The following is a 14,295-nucleotide window of genomic DNA, read 5'->3' on the forward strand; positions in this document are numbered from 1 at the left end:
AGGGGTCTCGGCCTCCTCGGAGGTCGAGGCCCCTTCGTGAGCCTTGTCAGGGCTTGGCGTTGTGAACAGCGTCGCGGCCGTGCTGGCCCACGTCCTGAGCCGAGGACCTGCCCTGTTCGAGCGTGGCGTCCGCGGCGTCCGAGGCGGTCTGCTTGACCTCACCTGCCGCGTCGCGCACGTTCGAGGAGATGTCCTCCTTCAGGTGCCCGGCCGACTCGGCGAGCGACTGCCTGGCGGGCTCGATCACGTCGCTCGCGCGTTCGCCGATCTCCGTCACGATCTGTTGCTCCGCCTGCGACCTCGGCAACAGCGAGGCGACCAGCAGGCCGCCGCCGAACGCGATGATCCCGGCCGCGATCGGGTTGCCCTGGGTCTGCCGCATCGCCTGGCGAGGTGCGTCCCGCACCGCCTCGACGGCGCGCTCGGCGTTGTCGGAGACGATGTCCTTCGTCTGGTGCGCCTGGTCCTGCGCCGTCGAGGTGGCGCTGGTGGCCGTGCCCATCACGTTGTCGCGCAACGAGGCGAGGCCGTTCCGGAGCCGTTGGGTGCGACGCTGTGCGATGCGGCGCGGACTGGTCCGATCGACCAGGCGGTTCGCGTCGTGGACGAGTTCTGCGCGCGTGCCGTCGATCTCGCGCCTTATTTGGTCGGGTGTCGCGCCCATTCCGCGTCCTCCTTGAGGGAATCGACTGTGCGTTCGGGTTTCGGCGCGACCTGGCGGAGCCTGGTGCGACCGTTGCTGTACAAGGCGAAGCCCGCGATGCCCCAGACCGCCGCGACGATCAGCGCGGCCCAGCCGAGAGGCAGGACGGCGCCGAGCGCGAAGACCGCGGCGAGGCTGAGCAGCACCGCGGTCATGTACCCGGCGAAGCCCGCGCCGGCGAGCATTCCCGTTGCCTTGCCCGCCTTCTTGGCCTCCTCGCGGATCTCGGCCTTGGCGAGTTCGAGTTCCTGGCGCATCAACCGCGAGAGGTCCTGCGCGAGTTCTCCGACGAGTTCGCCGAGCGACTCGCGTTCGACGGGCGCGGGAGGAATGCCGGTGTCAGGGGTTGACATACCGGGCACCTCCGGTGGGCACCGGGCCTGACGGGTACGGCTCCCGCAGCGGCGGTTCCGTGCCGATCGTGCCGTGCTCGTCGAAGGGCGCGGGCTCTGGTTCGTCCACGCGCGGCGCGGGTGTCGCGGCGAACTCCGGCACCGCGGGCGCCGGCGGGGGAGTGCGCTGAGCGGAGGCCTGTCCGTTGCCCTGCCGGCCCGTCGCGCTCTTGGCCACGCGGCCGACGAGGAAGCCGGCCACCGCCGCGCCCAGCAGGAACATGCCGGGCTTGCGCCGGGCGAAGTCCTGGGCGGAGTCGAGCAGCCCGCGGGCGCCCCGCTCGTCGAGGTAGGTCGCCGCCTGCCTGCTGGTGTCGGCGACCTGGCGGATGGCGCCCGCCGACATCGAGTCCGGCGAGGCGCTCTCGGCCATCGAGCTCAGCTCGTCGGCGATCCGGCCCAGCTGGCTCGACGCCTTCCTGGCCTGCTGCTCAGCCTCCTCGGCCACTCTCGTTCGCGCGTCGTGCAGGACGTGGTTCGCCTGGGCTTTCGCCTCGTGCGCCACCTGGCCGAACTGGTCCTGGGCTGTCGCACGCACTTCCTCGGCGGCGTCCCTGGCGTGATGCACCACCGCGGTGCCTTCCTGCTGGACGGTCTCACGAACACCGCCCATCTGGTCCTCGGCCACGACTGACTCCTCCGCTGTCGGCATGTGTGTGCTCGCAGTGCGAGCTACCCCGCAGCGAACGGCGGAAACCAGTTCGAGACGGCAGAAGTTATTGGGATACAAGGATTTCGCGTGCGGATAGTGGGTAGAGACGCCCGGCGGTCGTGCGGGACCTCAGGTGTAGATCAGGTCCTGCAGGGCCCTCATCGATCGCCCGTACAGCGCGCCGCCCACGCCCGCCCTGGCCAGAGCGGCACGGGCGGCGTTGGCTCCTGGCCCACCGTGCACCGCGCCGCCCGGATGTGCCGAGGCCCCGGCGAGGTAGAGCCGGTCGATCGGGGTGTCGGCGCGCCCGGTGCCCGGCAGCGGGCGGAACACCAGCTGCTGGTGGATCGCGGACGTGCCGCCGTTGATCGCGCCGCCGACCAGATTGGCGTCCCTGCTCTCCAGGTCGTGCGGGCCGGACACGTGCCGGCCGCGGATCGTGGCGGTGAAACCGGGTGCGTGCCGCTCGACGACCTGCTCGACGCGGTCGGCGTGGCGGCGGACCGCGTCGAAGTCCCAGCGCATCCCTCGCGGCACGTGGGTGTAGGCCCAGGCGGTCTCCGTGCCCTCGGGGGAGCGGGACGGGTCGGTCGTGGTCATCTGGCCCAGCAGGAGGAACGGCCGGTCGGGCAGACGGCCACCGGCCAGTGCCGCTCCGAAGTCGGTGAGACCGCCGAGATCGGAGTCCAGGTGCACCGTGCCGGCCGAACCTGCCGCCGGATTGGTCCACGGAACGGGGCGTGACAGCGTCCAGTCGACCTTGACCGTGCCGTCGTCCCAGTGGAAGTTGCGCAGGTCGTCGAGCAGGCGTGCCGGTAGGTGCCCGGCGTCCACCATTCGCCCGTACAGCGTGGGGGCGGGCACGGTGGCCAGCACCGCGTGCCGCGCCCGGACCCTGGCGCCGCCGCTGTCCGTGACGCCGACGGCACGACCGCGCGCGACGAGCACCTCCGTCACCTCACGACCGCATTCGATCCGGCCGCCCCGCGCGGTCAGCCTGCGCACCAGCGCCGCGGTCAACGCGCCGGCTCCGCCTTCCGGCACCGGGAAACCGACGTCCTGGGCGAGCATGCAGAGCAACCAGCCGAACACCGCGCTACCGGACTGGCCAGGACCCAGGTCGGAATGCAGGGCGTTGCCGGTGAGCAGGACCCTGGCGCCGTCACCGGTGAAGCGTTCCTCGGCGAGGGTCCTGGCCGGCATGGTCAGCATCCTGGCCATCCGCAGGGCCTCCGCCACGCCGAGTCTCCGCGCGAGCCGGACTCCCGGCCGCACCGGCGGGAACGGCGTGAACAACGAGTCGAGCAGGTCCTCGCGGATGCGCCGCCACAGGGCGAACTCGCTGCGCCACGCGTCCCCGTCGGCCGGCGCGAAGGAGGCCAGCGACGCGACGGTCGCGTCGAGGTCCCGCGACAGGACCGCGCACCGGTCGTCGGGCAGAACGTGCGCGACCACTGCGGGCGCGTGCACCCAGCGCAGCCCGTGGCTTTCCAGGTCCAGCCCGCGCAGGATCGGGGACGCCGCGCCCAGCGGGTAGAAGGAGCTGAACAGGTCGCTGTGGAACCCCGGTTCGATCAGTTCGGCGGTGCGAACGGCTCCGCCGGGCTCGTCGGCGGCCTCCAGGACCAGGACTTCCCATCCGGCGTCGGCCAGCAGGTTCGCCGCCACCAGCCCGTTGGGGCCGGCACCGATCACCACGGCGTCCACCGTCGTCGTGGTCACTGAAGCGGTGCCTCGGTGGCGTTGAGGGCCGGTGTGTCGCGGCCGAGGGCGAGGTCGCCGAGCCGGGCGAGCGACTCCGCGTTGCGAGGCCGGAACATCATCCCCTGGACCAGGGCGGGGAGCCGCTTGGCCGGGCCGCCCACGATCTCTTCTTCCATGATCACCTGCGTGCCGGTGCCGTTGTGCGTCGGGACCATGCTGATGCGGACCCGCGCCGTGCCCAACACCCACAGATGTGCTTCCAGCTCGAGGTACTTGCCCGGTTCGACGGCCAGGACGCTGGTGGTGTCCTCGATCTGCGCCGGCCAGGCTCCCGCGCTGTGGTGGATGCGGGTGCCGACCGACGGCCAGCCGGCGTCCACGTCCCGGATGTGCGAGTTGCCGACGACCCAGCCCGCGTAGGACCAGCCGTCGGCCAGGACGGCGAAGACGTTGTCCGGGCTCGTGCCCACGACACGACTTGTCTTGATCATGACCGGTCCCTTCTCTTCCTGCCTGAGTGGTGCGGTGTCCACTCTGTTCCCGGATTCGGCGCGTTCATGCGGCAGGAGGCACACCGGGATACGTGTTTGAGGTCGTTCAGCACGGCTATTCGCCAGAAGGAGCATCTGTGGCCGCCCGGACCGGCGACCTCGTTGACCGGGGAGGGCCGTGCCCGTCGCCCTTACCCGAATCCCGCCTGTTTCGCCGTCGTTCTCCCGTGCTTCAAGGAAGGCCTCACCTCATGACACGTACGGCCATCGGTTCGGTCCGCGACCCGTCGTTGCCCGCGCCTGTCGCGAAGGCCGCCGGCTGGACCGAAGCCGATGTCCGTGCCGTGGACACGGCCAGAGTGCTCGCGGCGGACGCCGTCCAGCGCGCCGGCAACGGCCACCCCGGGACGGCGATGAGCCTGGCGCCGCTGGCACACCTGCTGTTCCAGCAGGTGCTGCGGCACGATCCCACCGACGACCAGTGGCTCGGCCGGGACCGGTTCGTGCTGTCCTGCGGCCACACGAGTCTGACGCTGTACGTGCAGCTCTACCTCAGTGGCCACGGACTCGAACTCGCCGATCTGGAGGCGCTGCGCACGTGGGACTCGGCCACCCCCGGCCACCCCGAGTACCGGCACACCCGTGGCGTGGAGATCACCACCGGCCCGCTCGGGCAGGGGTTCGCGAGTGCGGTGGGCATGGCGCTCGCCGCGCGACGCGAACGCGGACTGCTCGACCCGGACGCCGAACCGGGGCAGAGCCCGTTCGACCACCACGTGTACGTGCTCGCCTCGGACGGCGACCTCATGGAGGGCGTCACCGCCGAGGCGGCGTCACTGGCCGGACACCAGGAGCTCGGCAACCTGGTGGCGTTCTACGACTCGAACCACATCTCCATCGAGGACGACACCGGCATCTCGTTCAGCGAGGACGTGGCGGCCCGCTACGCCGCTCACGGCTGGCACGTCCAGGTCGTCGACTGGACGGCCTCCGGCCGGTACGTCGAGGACGTGGACGCGGTGCTCGCCGCGACGGAGGCGGCCAAGGCCGAGACAGGCAGGCCGTCGCTGATCGTGGTGCGCACGATCATCGGCTGGCCCGCGCCCACCAAGCAGAACACCGGTGCGGCACACGGTTCGGCGCTCGGTGACGAGGAGGTCGCCGCGCTCAAGACGCTGCTCGGGTTCGACCCTGAGCGGAGCTTCGTGGTGGAGGACGGGGTCCTCGCGCACACCCGCGAGGTCGTGGCGCGGGGTGCGGCCGCCCATCAACGCTGGGAGACGACCTACGAGCGTTGGAGGGCAGCGCACCCGGACCGCGCGGCGTTGCTGGATCGCCTGCGGGACCAGCGCTTCCCGGAAGGCTGGACGGACGCGTTGCCCGTGTTCCCCGCCGACGCCAAGGGAATGGCGACCCGCAAGGCGTCCGGGAAGGTCCTCACGTCGCTGGCACCGGTGCTGCCGGAACTGTGGGGTGGCTCGGCGGATCTGGCCGGGAGCAACAACACCACGATGGACGGCGAACCGTCGTTCGTCCCCGCCGGCAAGCAGACCGCGCAGTGGCAGGGCGGACCCTACGGACGGACGCTGCACTTCGGGATCCGCGAGCACGCCATGGCCGCGGCTCTCAACGGCATCGCGCTGCAGAGCCTGACCCGCCCGTACGGCGGCACGTTCCTGGTCTTCAGCGACTACCAGCGTCCCGCGATCCGCCTGGCCGCGCTCATGAAGCTGCCGGTCACCTACGTGTGGACCCACGACTCCATCGGCCTCGGCGAGGACGGTCCGACCCACCAGCCGATCGAGCACCTCGCCGCGTTGCGCGCGATCCCCGGCCTGGACGTCGTCCGCCCGGCGGACGCGAACGAGACGGTCGTCTGCTGGCGGCGGATCCTGGAGAACCAGGACCGCCCCGCGGGCCTCGCACTGACCCGGCAGGACGTTCCGGTGCTCGACCGCGGTCCCGGCGGTGTCGCCCCGGCAGAAGGTGCCGCCCGCGGCGGCTACGTCCTGGCAGGAGCCGAGGAACCCGACGTGATCCTGGTCGCGACCGGCTCGGAGGTCCAGATCGCCCTCGACGCCAGGCGACTGCTCGCCGAGGACGACGGCATCACCGCCCGCGTGGTCTCGATGCCGTGCCGGGAGTGGTTCGCCGAGCAGGAACTGTCCTATCAGGACGAAGTGCTTCCGCCGGACGTGCGCGCCCGCGTGAGCGTCGAGGCCGCGGTCGCCCAGGGCTGGCGCGACGTCGTCGGCGACGCCGGCCGGACGGTGTCGCTGGAGCACTTCGGCGCTTCCGCCGACCACCGGCGGCTCTACGACGAGTTCGGCATCACCGCCGCCGCGGTCGCCGCGGCCGCGCACGACAGCCTGCGCGACGCGGCCGGCGCGGTCCGCCCTGGAGGGGTGCAGCAGTCCGCCGCGCCCACCACCGGCGGCACCGGCGACCGCCCTGCCTGAACCACGAGGATTTCCGACTACGGAGGCATCATGCCCACGGGCCACGACCACCCGCTCGCCGAACTCGCCGCCGCAGGGGTGTCGATCTGGCTCGACGACCTGTCCCGCGAGCTCCTGTCCGACGGCCGGCTGGAGGCGCTGATCGCGGACCGCGGCGTCGTCGGCATCACGACCAACCCCACGATCTTCGCCTCGGCCCTGGCCAAGGGCGAGAGCTACACGTCGCAGCTCAGAGACCTCGCGAAGGCGGGAACAGGCGTCGAGGACACCGTTTTCGCCATCACGACCGACGACGTCCGGGCGGCCTGCCGCGTGCTGCGCCCGATCTACGACCGCACGGACGGCGTCGACGGCAGGGTGTCGCTGGAGGTGGACCCCGGCCTCGCTCACGACGCGGAGGCCACCATCGACCGCGCCCGGCTGCTGTGGGCGGCGGTGGACGAGCCGAACCTGCTCATCAAGATTCCCGCCACCACCGCGGGACTCGCCGCGATCACCGCGGTCATCGCCGAGGGCATCAGCGTCAACGTCACCCTGATCTTCTCCCTCGACCGCTACCGCGACGTGATCGACGCCTACCACACCGGTCTGGAGACAGCGGCGTTCAACGAGTACGACGTGTCCGCCATCCACTCGGTCGCCTCGTTCTTCGTGTCCCGTGTGGACAGCGCGATCGACGCGCGACTCGACGCCATCGGCACGGACCGCGCGAAGGCGGCCAAGGGCAAGGCGGCGATCGCCAACGCCCGCCTGGCTCACGAGATCCATGTCGAAAGCCTGGCGACCCAGCGCTGGCAGAACCTGGCCGCGTCGGGCGCCCGGCCGCAACGGCCCCTGTGGGCGTCGACCGGCGTGAAGGACCCCGCCTGCCCGGACACGATGTACGTGTCCGAACTGGCCATTCCCGGCACGGTCAACACGATGCCCGGCCCCACGCTCGAAGCGTTCGCCGACCACGGCTCCGCACCCGCCGTCGTGCTGGAGGAGATCTACGGCCCCGCACAGGAGGTGCTGGACGAGATCGCTGAGCTCGGCGTCGACTACCGCGAGGTCACCGGCGAGCTGGAACGCCAGGGAGTCCAGAAGTTCATCGACAGCTGGGACGAGCTCGCGGACACCGTGCGCGGTCAGCTCAGCCACGCTCTCACGAAGGAGACGTCATCAAAGCGCTGACATGGCAGGGCAATGAGAAGGTCCAGGTCACCGACGTGCCGGACCCGCGCATCGAGACGCCGACCGACGCGATCATCAAGGTCACCTCGACCGCCATCTGCGGATCCGACCTCCACCTCTACGGCGTGCTCGGGCCCTACCTGAAGCCGGGCGACGTGCTCGGCCACGAGGCGATGGGCGTCGTCGAGGAGGTCGGTTCCGAAGCGAGCGGCCACCTCAAGGTGGGCGACCGGGTCGTCGTGCCGTTCAACATCTCCTGCGGACACTGCTGGATGTGCGAGCGCGACCTGTTCGCGCAGTGCGAGACGACGCAGGTGCGCGGGGAGGGCAAGGGCGCGAGCCTGTTCGGGTACACCTCGCTCTACGGTTCGGTCCCCGGCGGCCAGGCCGAGTACCTGCGCGTGCCGCAGGCCCAGTTCGGGCCGATCGTCGTCCCGGACGGCACGCCCGACGACCAGTTCCTGTTCCTGTCCGACATCCTGCCGACCGCGTGGCAGGCCGTCCGCTACGCCGACGTGCCGGCCGGCGGCACCGTCGCCGTGCTCGGTCTGGGCCCGGTCGGGCAGTTCGCCGTCCGCGTCGCCAAGCAACTCGGTGCCGGTCGCGTCATCGGCGTGGACCGCGTTCCCGAACGGCTCGCGCTGGCCGAGAAGCACGGCGCCGAACCGGTGGACTTCGACGAGTTCGAGGGCTCCGAGGGCCTGGCGGCCGCGTTGATCGCCATGGTCGACGGCCGCGGCCCGGACGCCACCATCGACGCCGTCGGCATGGAGGCCCACGGCGGAGGGTTCGTCGCCCTGGCGCAGAAGGCCACCGGCCTGCTTCCCGACGCGCTGGCCCAGAAGGTGACCGACAAGCTGGCCGTCGACCGTCTCGACGCCCTGCACGCGGCACTGAAGGGTGTCCGCCGCGGCGGCACGGTCTCGGTGTCCGGTGTGTACGGTGGTGAACTGGACGCGATGCCGATGATGGAGATGTTCGACCGCGGCATCCAGCTGCGGATGGGCCAGGCGCACGTGCGCCGCTGGACCGACGAGATCCTGCCACTGGTGCTGGATCCCGCCGACCCGCTGGGAACCCTCGACCTGACCACGCACCGCATCCCGCTCGCCGACGCCGCGCGGGGGTACGAGATGTTCCGCGCCAAGAGCGACGGCTGCGTCAAGGTCGTGCTGAGCCCGTGACCGGGCGCGTCGTGCTCGTCGTGGGCGCCAGCAGCGGAATCGGACTCGCCACCGCGACGGCGTTCGCTTCTCGTGGCGACGACGTCGTGCTGGTGTCCCGCAGCGGCGAGGCGCTGGACGCGGCGGAGAAGGTCTGCAGGGCAGTGGGAACCGGTGCGCTGGACGTGATCGTCGACGACATCGGCGATCCCGGTGGCGCCGGCCGGATCGTCGGGTACGTGCTGGAACGGCACGGGCGCATCGATGTCGTCGTGCACAGCGCGACGGTGATGGCGTACGGCACCGTGGAGGCGATGCCCGCGGACGTGTTCAACGCGGTCGTCGACACCGCGATCCACGGCACGCTCCACCTCGCGCAAGCGGTCCTGCCGGTCTTTCGCCGCCAGCGCTCCGGCGTGTTCGTCGGGGTGAACTCGTTGCTCGGCTCGGTCACCGTGCCGCGCATGGGCGCCTACACGGCGGCCAAGTGGGGACAACGCGCGTTGTTGCGGACCCTGCAACAGGAAACCCGTGACGAACCAGGGGTGCACGTGTGCATCGTGAGTCCCGGCAGCGTCAACACACCGGTGTACGACCAGGCGGCCAACTACACGGGCCGCGCGATGCGGCCACCGGTCCCGGTCCTGAGTCCTGGCAGGGTCGCCGCCGCGATCGTCCGCCTGGCCGACCACCCCCGTCGGCACGTCTCGGTGCGGGTGGGGCCGGGAAATCCGTTGATCATCACGGCGTTCCGTTGCGTGCCAAGGCTCTACGACCTGCTCGTCGGGCCGCTGTTCCGGCTGGCGGGGCTGACCAGGACGCCGGTCGACCCCACACCCGGCAACGTCTTCGAGCCGTTCCCGGCCCTGGAACGGACGCGGGGACGGTGGCCCGTCACGCGGTGATCGTGATGAGCAGCACCACGTCCAGCAGCGCGATCGCGACGGTGAGCCGGAAGGCGATCGCGCTGTGCGGTGCGCGGATCGCGGCCACGGTGGTGGCGGCGGCCAGCGCGATCCCGGCCGTCACCACGACCACCGAGTAGAGGACGGACGCTCCGGCGGGGGAGAGGCCCAGCACCGCGGACGCCGCAGCGAGGGCGGCGGCCATGACGATCACCCCGGCGCGCGGGCCGAGCCGGTGGGGCAGACCGCGCACGCCGGTTTCGGCGTCCGCGCGCAGATCCGGGAGCACGTTGGCGAAATGTGCCCCGAACCCGAGCAGCGCGCTGACCACCGGGACCCACCACGGCGGCCACGGCTCTCCCGGCGCGGCCGCGTACACACCGACCGGCAGCGCGCCGAACGCGAACAGGTAGGCGGCACCGGAGAAGACCGTGGCCTTGAGACCGAGGTTGTACGCCCAGCCACCCATGACGCTCAGGATCAGCGCGATGCCGGCGAACCACCCCAGCAGCAACGACAACACGACCGTCGCGACCGATGCCGCTGTGGCCGCCACCGCGACCGCGCGCACGGAAACGCTTCCGGTGGCAGCGGGTTTGTCCGTGCGGCCGGTGGCACGGTCGCGCGCCGCGTCGATCCAGTCGTTGGACCAGCCGATCGACAGCTGTCCGGCGAGCACTGCGGCGCCGAGCAGGATCGTGCGCGGGCCGTCGAGCCCGTTGCCCAGTCCCAGAAGGACGGCCACCGCGGTGACCGCGAGACTGGGCAGGGGATGACAGGCCTGCGCGAGTCCGAGCAGTGTGCGCGACGACTTCCCGCTGTGGACCGCTGTGCCGCTCATCTGCCGAGTGTAGGCGGAAGCCGTACCGTACAAGGGGTGACGACAATTTCGGCGGTGCACGGTGTTCTTCCGCCGCATCGCTACCCGCAGGCTCGGCTCACAAACCTGTTCGCGCAGTTGTGTTTGCCGGATTCCACCGCCCGCGCGGTGGCGGCCCGGTTCCACAGCAGCGCCCGCGTCGGTTCCCGGCATCTCGCGTTGTCCATCGAGCAGTACAGCGAGCTCGACGGCTTCACCGCTGCGAACGACGCTTTCCTCTCCGTCGCGGTCGATCTCGGTTGTGAGGCCGCTCTGGCCGCGTTGGCGGACGCGGGGCTGCGACCGTCCGATGTGGATCTCATCATCTCCACGACGGTCACCGGCGTCGTCGTGCCGTCCCTCGACGCGCGGATCGCCGCCCGCATCGGCATGCGGCCGGACGTGAAGCGGATCCCGATCATCGGTCTCGGTTGTCTGGCCGGAGCGGCGGGTGTCGCACGACTGCACGACTTCCTGCGCGGCTGGCCGACCTCGGTGGCGATGCTCGTGTCCGTCGAGCTGTGCTCGCTGACCGTGCAGCGCCAGGATCCCAGCGCCGCCAACATGATCGCCTCCGGTCTGTTCGGTGACGGTGCCGCCGCGGTCGTCGCCGTCGGCTCGGAGCATCCCGGTGCGGCCGCGGGGCCACAGGTCGTGGACTCGCTCAGTCACCTGTACCCGAACTCCGAACGCGCCATGGGCTGGGACATCGGCAGCAGTGGCTTGAAGATCGTGCTGGGATCCGAGGTTCCCGAGCTCGTGCGCGAACATCTCGCCGACGACGTCAAGCACCTGTTGGCACCGCACGGGTTGGAGATCGGCGACATCGCCCGCTGGATCTGCCACCCCGGCGGGCCGAAGGTCATCGAGGCCATCCAGTCGGTGCTCGGCCTCGACGAGGAGGATCTCGCGATGACGTGGCGATCGCTGCACGAGATAGGAAATCTGTCTTCCGCGTCCGTGCTGCACGTCTTCGCCGACACCCTCGCGGCCAGACCCGCTTCTCCCGGCGACTGGGGCGTGGTGATGGCGATGGGACCGGGCTTCTGCGCGGAACTGGTGTTGCTGAGGTGGTGAGCCAGGTGTGGTACTCGGTGCTGGTCGGTCTCGTCGCGGTCGAGCGGCTGGCCGAACTGGTCGTCGCCAAGCGCAACATGGCGTGGAGCCTCGCCCGCGGAGGGCGTGAGACCGGGTTCGCGCACTACCCGTTCATGGTCGTGCTGCACACCGGCCTGCTGGCGGGCTGCTTGCTCGAAGTCTGGCTGGCGGACAGGGACTTCACGCCCGTGCTCGGCTGGCCGATGCTCGCGCTCGTCGTGCTGTCGCAGGCGTTGCGGTGGTGGTGCATCCGGGTGCTCGGGCGTCAGTGGAACACCCGGATCGTCGTCGTGCCCGGGCTGCCCCGCGTGACTCACGGCCCCTACCGCCTCTTCCCGCACCCCAACTACGTCGCCGTCGTGGTCGAGGGGTTCGCTCTACCGCTGGTGCACGACGCCTGGCTGACCGCTGTGGTGTTCACCGTGCTGAACGCGGGTCTGCTGACGGTCCGCATCCGCGCGGAGAACGACGCGTTGCGATCCGTGGATGCCTGACCGGATGCACGACGTGGTGGTGGCTGGAGGCGGCCCCGCCGGTCTCGCCGTCGCGCTGGGCTGCGCGCGGGCGGGCCTGGACGTGGTGGTCTGCGAGAAGCGGCCCGGCGTGCTCGACAAGGCTTGCGGGGAAGGACTGATGCCCGTTGCCGTGCGGGCACTCGCCGCGCTCGGCGTGGATCCGCCGGGACACCTGATCGAGGGCATCACCTACCGGCAGGGCGCCCTGGTCGCGCACGCGCCGTTCCGCGGCGGCACCGGACTCGGGGTCCGCCGCACCTGCCTGCACGACGCCCTGGGCGCGGCGGCCGGACGCGCCGGGATACCGGTGCTGGCCAAGCAGATCACCGACGTCCAGCAGCACGACGACCACGTGCGGGCCGGTGGGTTGCGGGCGCGCTACCTCGTCGCCGCCGACGGTCTTCACTCGTCGATCCGCGATCTAGTCGGCCTCACCTCGCGGGCGAGGACTTCCGCTCCGCGATGGGGACTGCGCCGCCACTTCGCCCTCACCCCCTGGAGCAGCGGGGTCGAGGTGACGTGGGCAGCGCGGTCGGAGGCGTACGTGACGCCCGTGGCACCGGACACGGTCGGGGTCGCGATCCTGTCCTCGGTCCGCGGCGGTTTCACCGACCAGCTGACCGCCTTCCCCGAACTGGAGGCACGTCTGGCCGGCGCGCACCCGGTCTCGCGGGTGAAGGGCGCTGGACCGCTGCGACAGCGCACGACTGGCCGGGTGGCCGGCCGCGTGCTGCTCGCGGGAGACGCGGCGGGGTACGTCGACGCGCTCACCGGAGAAGGGCTGGCGCTGTCCCTGACCACCGCGGCCGACCTCGTCCGATGCCTGCGTGCCGGGCGGCCCGCCGACTACGAACGAGCGTGGACCCGCACGTCACGACGATCGCGCTGGTTGACGGAGTCCTTGCTGTGGGCCAGGAATCGCCCCGTGCTCGGACGCCGGATCGTTCCCGCCGCCGTCCGCGCGCCGTGGCTGTTCGCCGCCGCCGTCGACCAGCTCGCCCGCTGATGACGGCGCGCGGCAGCTGGGACCTGGTCGTCGTCGGCGCCGGACCGGCAGGCTCGACGGCCGCGCTGGCGGCGTTGCGCGCGAACCCGGCGGCCCGCGTGCTGCTGCTGGACGCCGCGGACTTCCCCCGCGACAAGGTCTGCGGTGACGGAGTCGCACCGCACGCCCTGGACGTCCTGGCCGGGCTCGGCGTGGACGTCACCGCGCTCACGGCCGGTACCGCCCCGGTCCACGATCTGCGGCTGACGTCACCGCGAGGTGTGACGGCTGCCCGCCGGTTCGCGCGCCCGGCCTCGGTGGTGCCCCGCGCGCTGCTGGACGCACGGCTCGTGCAAGCTGCGTGCGACGCCGGCGCGCAGCTGCGACGGCACCGGGTCCGCACGCTCACCCCGGCCGGCGACGGCGTCGACGTCGACGGCTTGGTCCACGCCCGCACGGTCATCGGCGCGGACGGCGCGGAGTCGTTCGTACGACGGCAATGCGGGGCCGGCCGGGCGCCGGCGGGTACCACCGCCATCGCGCTGCGCGGGTACACGAGCGCGGAACCGTGGCCCGCCGGTGAACAACGACTCGTGATGACCACCGCGCACTGGCCCGCGTACGCCTGGGTCTTCCCGGTCGGCGACGGCACCGCGAACGTCGGCTACGGCGAACTCGTCCGCGCTGACCCACCCACGAGGGCGCACCTGGTGGAACGACTGCACGAACTGTTGCCCGGCTGCCCGCCGATCACGTTGCGCGGGCACCGGCTGCCGCTGTCACCCGGCAGGCCCGACGTCGGCCACGGCCGTGTTCTGCTGGCGGGTGACGCCGCCTCGCTGATCAACCCGCTCACCGGCGAGGGGATCTACTACGCCGTCCTGTCCGGATTCCTCGCCGGCACCGCCGCCATGACACCGGAACCTGCCGACCGGTACCGCCGATCGCTGCGCCACCGGCTCGGCAGGCACCTGCGGCACACCGACGCGCTCGCCCGGCTCACGCGCACACCCCTGCTGGTCGACCTGGCGACGACCGCGGCCCGCGACCACCAGCGCGCGTTCGACGACCTCGTCGAGATCGGTCTCGGAGCGGGCACCATCGGCTCCGCCCTCGCCGTCGCGATGCTCAGGACCGGAACTCGGGGCGCGCTGCGGAGGTAACGGCGGTGGTCGTGGGGATGGGCGAGCACGGCG

General features: G+C 71.5%; 14 protein-coding genes. 8 read left to right on the plus strand and 6 right to left on the minus strand.

Annotation, left to right across the window (positions count from 1 at the left end):
* Positions 1 to 46: 46 nt before the first annotated feature.
* The 5 genes from ACIQF0_RS10400 to ACIQF0_RS10420 all read right to left on the minus strand — a co-directional run bounded on the left by ACIQF0_RS10400 (position 47) and on the right by ACIQF0_RS10420 (position 3,942).
* Positions 47 to 664 carry a DUF3618 domain-containing protein gene (locus ACIQF0_RS10400; protein WP_401027054.1) on the minus strand — a complete coding sequence of 206 codons (618 nt, stop codon included), beginning with the start codon at positions 662 to 664 and terminating at the stop codon, positions 47 to 49.
* A complete protein-coding gene (locus tag ACIQF0_RS10405) occupies positions 640 to 1,056 on the minus strand; it encodes a phage holin family protein (RefSeq protein ID WP_401027056.1) in 417 nt (138 codons plus the stop codon). Before ACIQF0_RS10405 ends, ACIQF0_RS10400 begins: the two co-directional genes overlap by 25 nt.
* Positions 1,043 to 1,723: a hypothetical protein gene (locus ACIQF0_RS10410; RefSeq protein ID WP_401027058.1), complete on the minus strand. Its 681-nt coding sequence runs from the start codon at positions 1,721 to 1,723 to the stop codon at positions 1,043 to 1,045. Before ACIQF0_RS10410 ends, ACIQF0_RS10405 begins: the two co-directional genes overlap by 14 nt.
* A gap of 153 nt (positions 1,724 to 1,876) precedes the next feature.
* Positions 1,877 to 3,469: a phytoene desaturase family protein gene (locus ACIQF0_RS10415; RefSeq protein ID WP_401027061.1), complete on the minus strand. Its 1,593-nt coding sequence runs from the start codon at positions 3,467 to 3,469 to the stop codon at positions 1,877 to 1,879.
* Positions 3,466 to 3,942: an SRPBCC family protein gene (locus ACIQF0_RS10420; RefSeq protein ID WP_401027064.1), complete on the minus strand. Its 477-nt coding sequence runs from the start codon at positions 3,940 to 3,942 to the stop codon at positions 3,466 to 3,468. The genes ACIQF0_RS10415 and ACIQF0_RS10420 overlap by 4 nt, the downstream gene beginning before the upstream one ends.
* A gap of 251 nt (positions 3,943 to 4,193) precedes the next feature.
* On the opposite strand from ACIQF0_RS10420, the gene tkt reads away from it, so the two are divergent.
* Genes tkt through ACIQF0_RS10440 form a run of 4 tightly spaced genes read left to right on the plus strand, consistent with a single transcriptional unit; the run spans position 4,194 to position 9,642 of the window.
* Complete coding sequence (gene tkt / locus ACIQF0_RS10425; RefSeq protein WP_401027066.1) at positions 4,194 to 6,401, plus strand: transketolase; 2,208 nt, start codon at positions 4,194 to 4,196, stop codon at positions 6,399 to 6,401.
* 30 nt (positions 6,402 to 6,431) lie between these two features.
* Positions 6,432 to 7,574 (plus strand): transaldolase, encoded by a 1,143-nt coding sequence (tal, locus tag ACIQF0_RS10430; RefSeq protein WP_401027069.1) that lies wholly within the window; start codon positions 6,432 to 6,434, stop codon positions 7,572 to 7,574.
* Positions 7,562 to 8,758, plus strand: a complete 1,197-nt coding sequence (locus ACIQF0_RS10435) for a zinc-dependent alcohol dehydrogenase (RefSeq protein WP_401027782.1) — start codon at positions 7,562 to 7,564, stop codon at positions 8,756 to 8,758. Before tal ends, ACIQF0_RS10435 begins: the two co-directional genes overlap by 13 nt.
* Positions 8,755 to 9,642, plus strand: coding sequence for an SDR family NAD(P)-dependent oxidoreductase (locus ACIQF0_RS10440; protein WP_401027071.1), 888 nt, complete (start codon positions 8,755 to 8,757; stop codon positions 9,640 to 9,642). Before ACIQF0_RS10435 ends, ACIQF0_RS10440 begins: the two co-directional genes overlap by 4 nt.
* Here the strand turns inward: ACIQF0_RS10440 and ACIQF0_RS10445 are convergent.
* Positions 9,632 to 10,483: a UbiA family prenyltransferase gene (locus tag ACIQF0_RS10445; RefSeq protein WP_401027073.1), complete on the minus strand. Its 852-nt coding sequence runs from the start codon at positions 10,481 to 10,483 to the stop codon at positions 9,632 to 9,634. The two genes, ACIQF0_RS10440 and ACIQF0_RS10445, sit on opposite strands and share 11 nt — an antisense overlap.
* A 36-nt stretch (positions 10,484 to 10,519) precedes the next feature.
* Here ACIQF0_RS10445 and ACIQF0_RS10450 point away from each other — a divergent pair, with 36 nt between their 5' ends.
* Genes ACIQF0_RS10450 through ACIQF0_RS10465 form a run of 4 tightly spaced genes read left to right on the plus strand, consistent with a single transcriptional unit; the run spans position 10,520 to position 14,262 of the window.
* Positions 10,520 to 11,578, plus strand: a complete 1,059-nt coding sequence (locus tag ACIQF0_RS10450) for a type III polyketide synthase (RefSeq protein ID WP_401027074.1) — start codon at positions 10,520 to 10,522, stop codon at positions 11,576 to 11,578.
* A complete protein-coding gene (locus ACIQF0_RS10455; RefSeq protein ID WP_360030292.1) occupies positions 11,575 to 12,093 on the plus strand; it encodes an isoprenylcysteine carboxyl methyltransferase family protein in 519 nt (172 codons plus the stop codon). The genes ACIQF0_RS10450 and ACIQF0_RS10455 overlap by 4 nt, the downstream gene beginning before the upstream one ends.
* Complete coding sequence (locus ACIQF0_RS10460) at positions 12,086 to 13,120, plus strand: FAD-dependent oxidoreductase (protein WP_401027076.1); 1,035 nt, start codon at positions 12,086 to 12,088, stop codon at positions 13,118 to 13,120. Before ACIQF0_RS10455 ends, ACIQF0_RS10460 begins: the two co-directional genes overlap by 8 nt.
* A complete protein-coding gene (locus ACIQF0_RS10465; RefSeq protein WP_401027079.1) occupies positions 13,120 to 14,262 on the plus strand; it encodes a geranylgeranyl reductase family protein in 1,143 nt (380 codons plus the stop codon). The genes ACIQF0_RS10460 and ACIQF0_RS10465 overlap by 1 nt, the downstream gene beginning before the upstream one ends.
* Positions 14,263 to 14,295 lie beyond the last annotated feature (33 nt).

Origin of the sequence: Lentzea sp. NPDC092896 (genome assembly GCF_044754905.1) — a bacterium.
Lineage (GTDB): Bacteria > Actinomycetota > Actinomycetes > Mycobacteriales > Pseudonocardiaceae > Lentzea.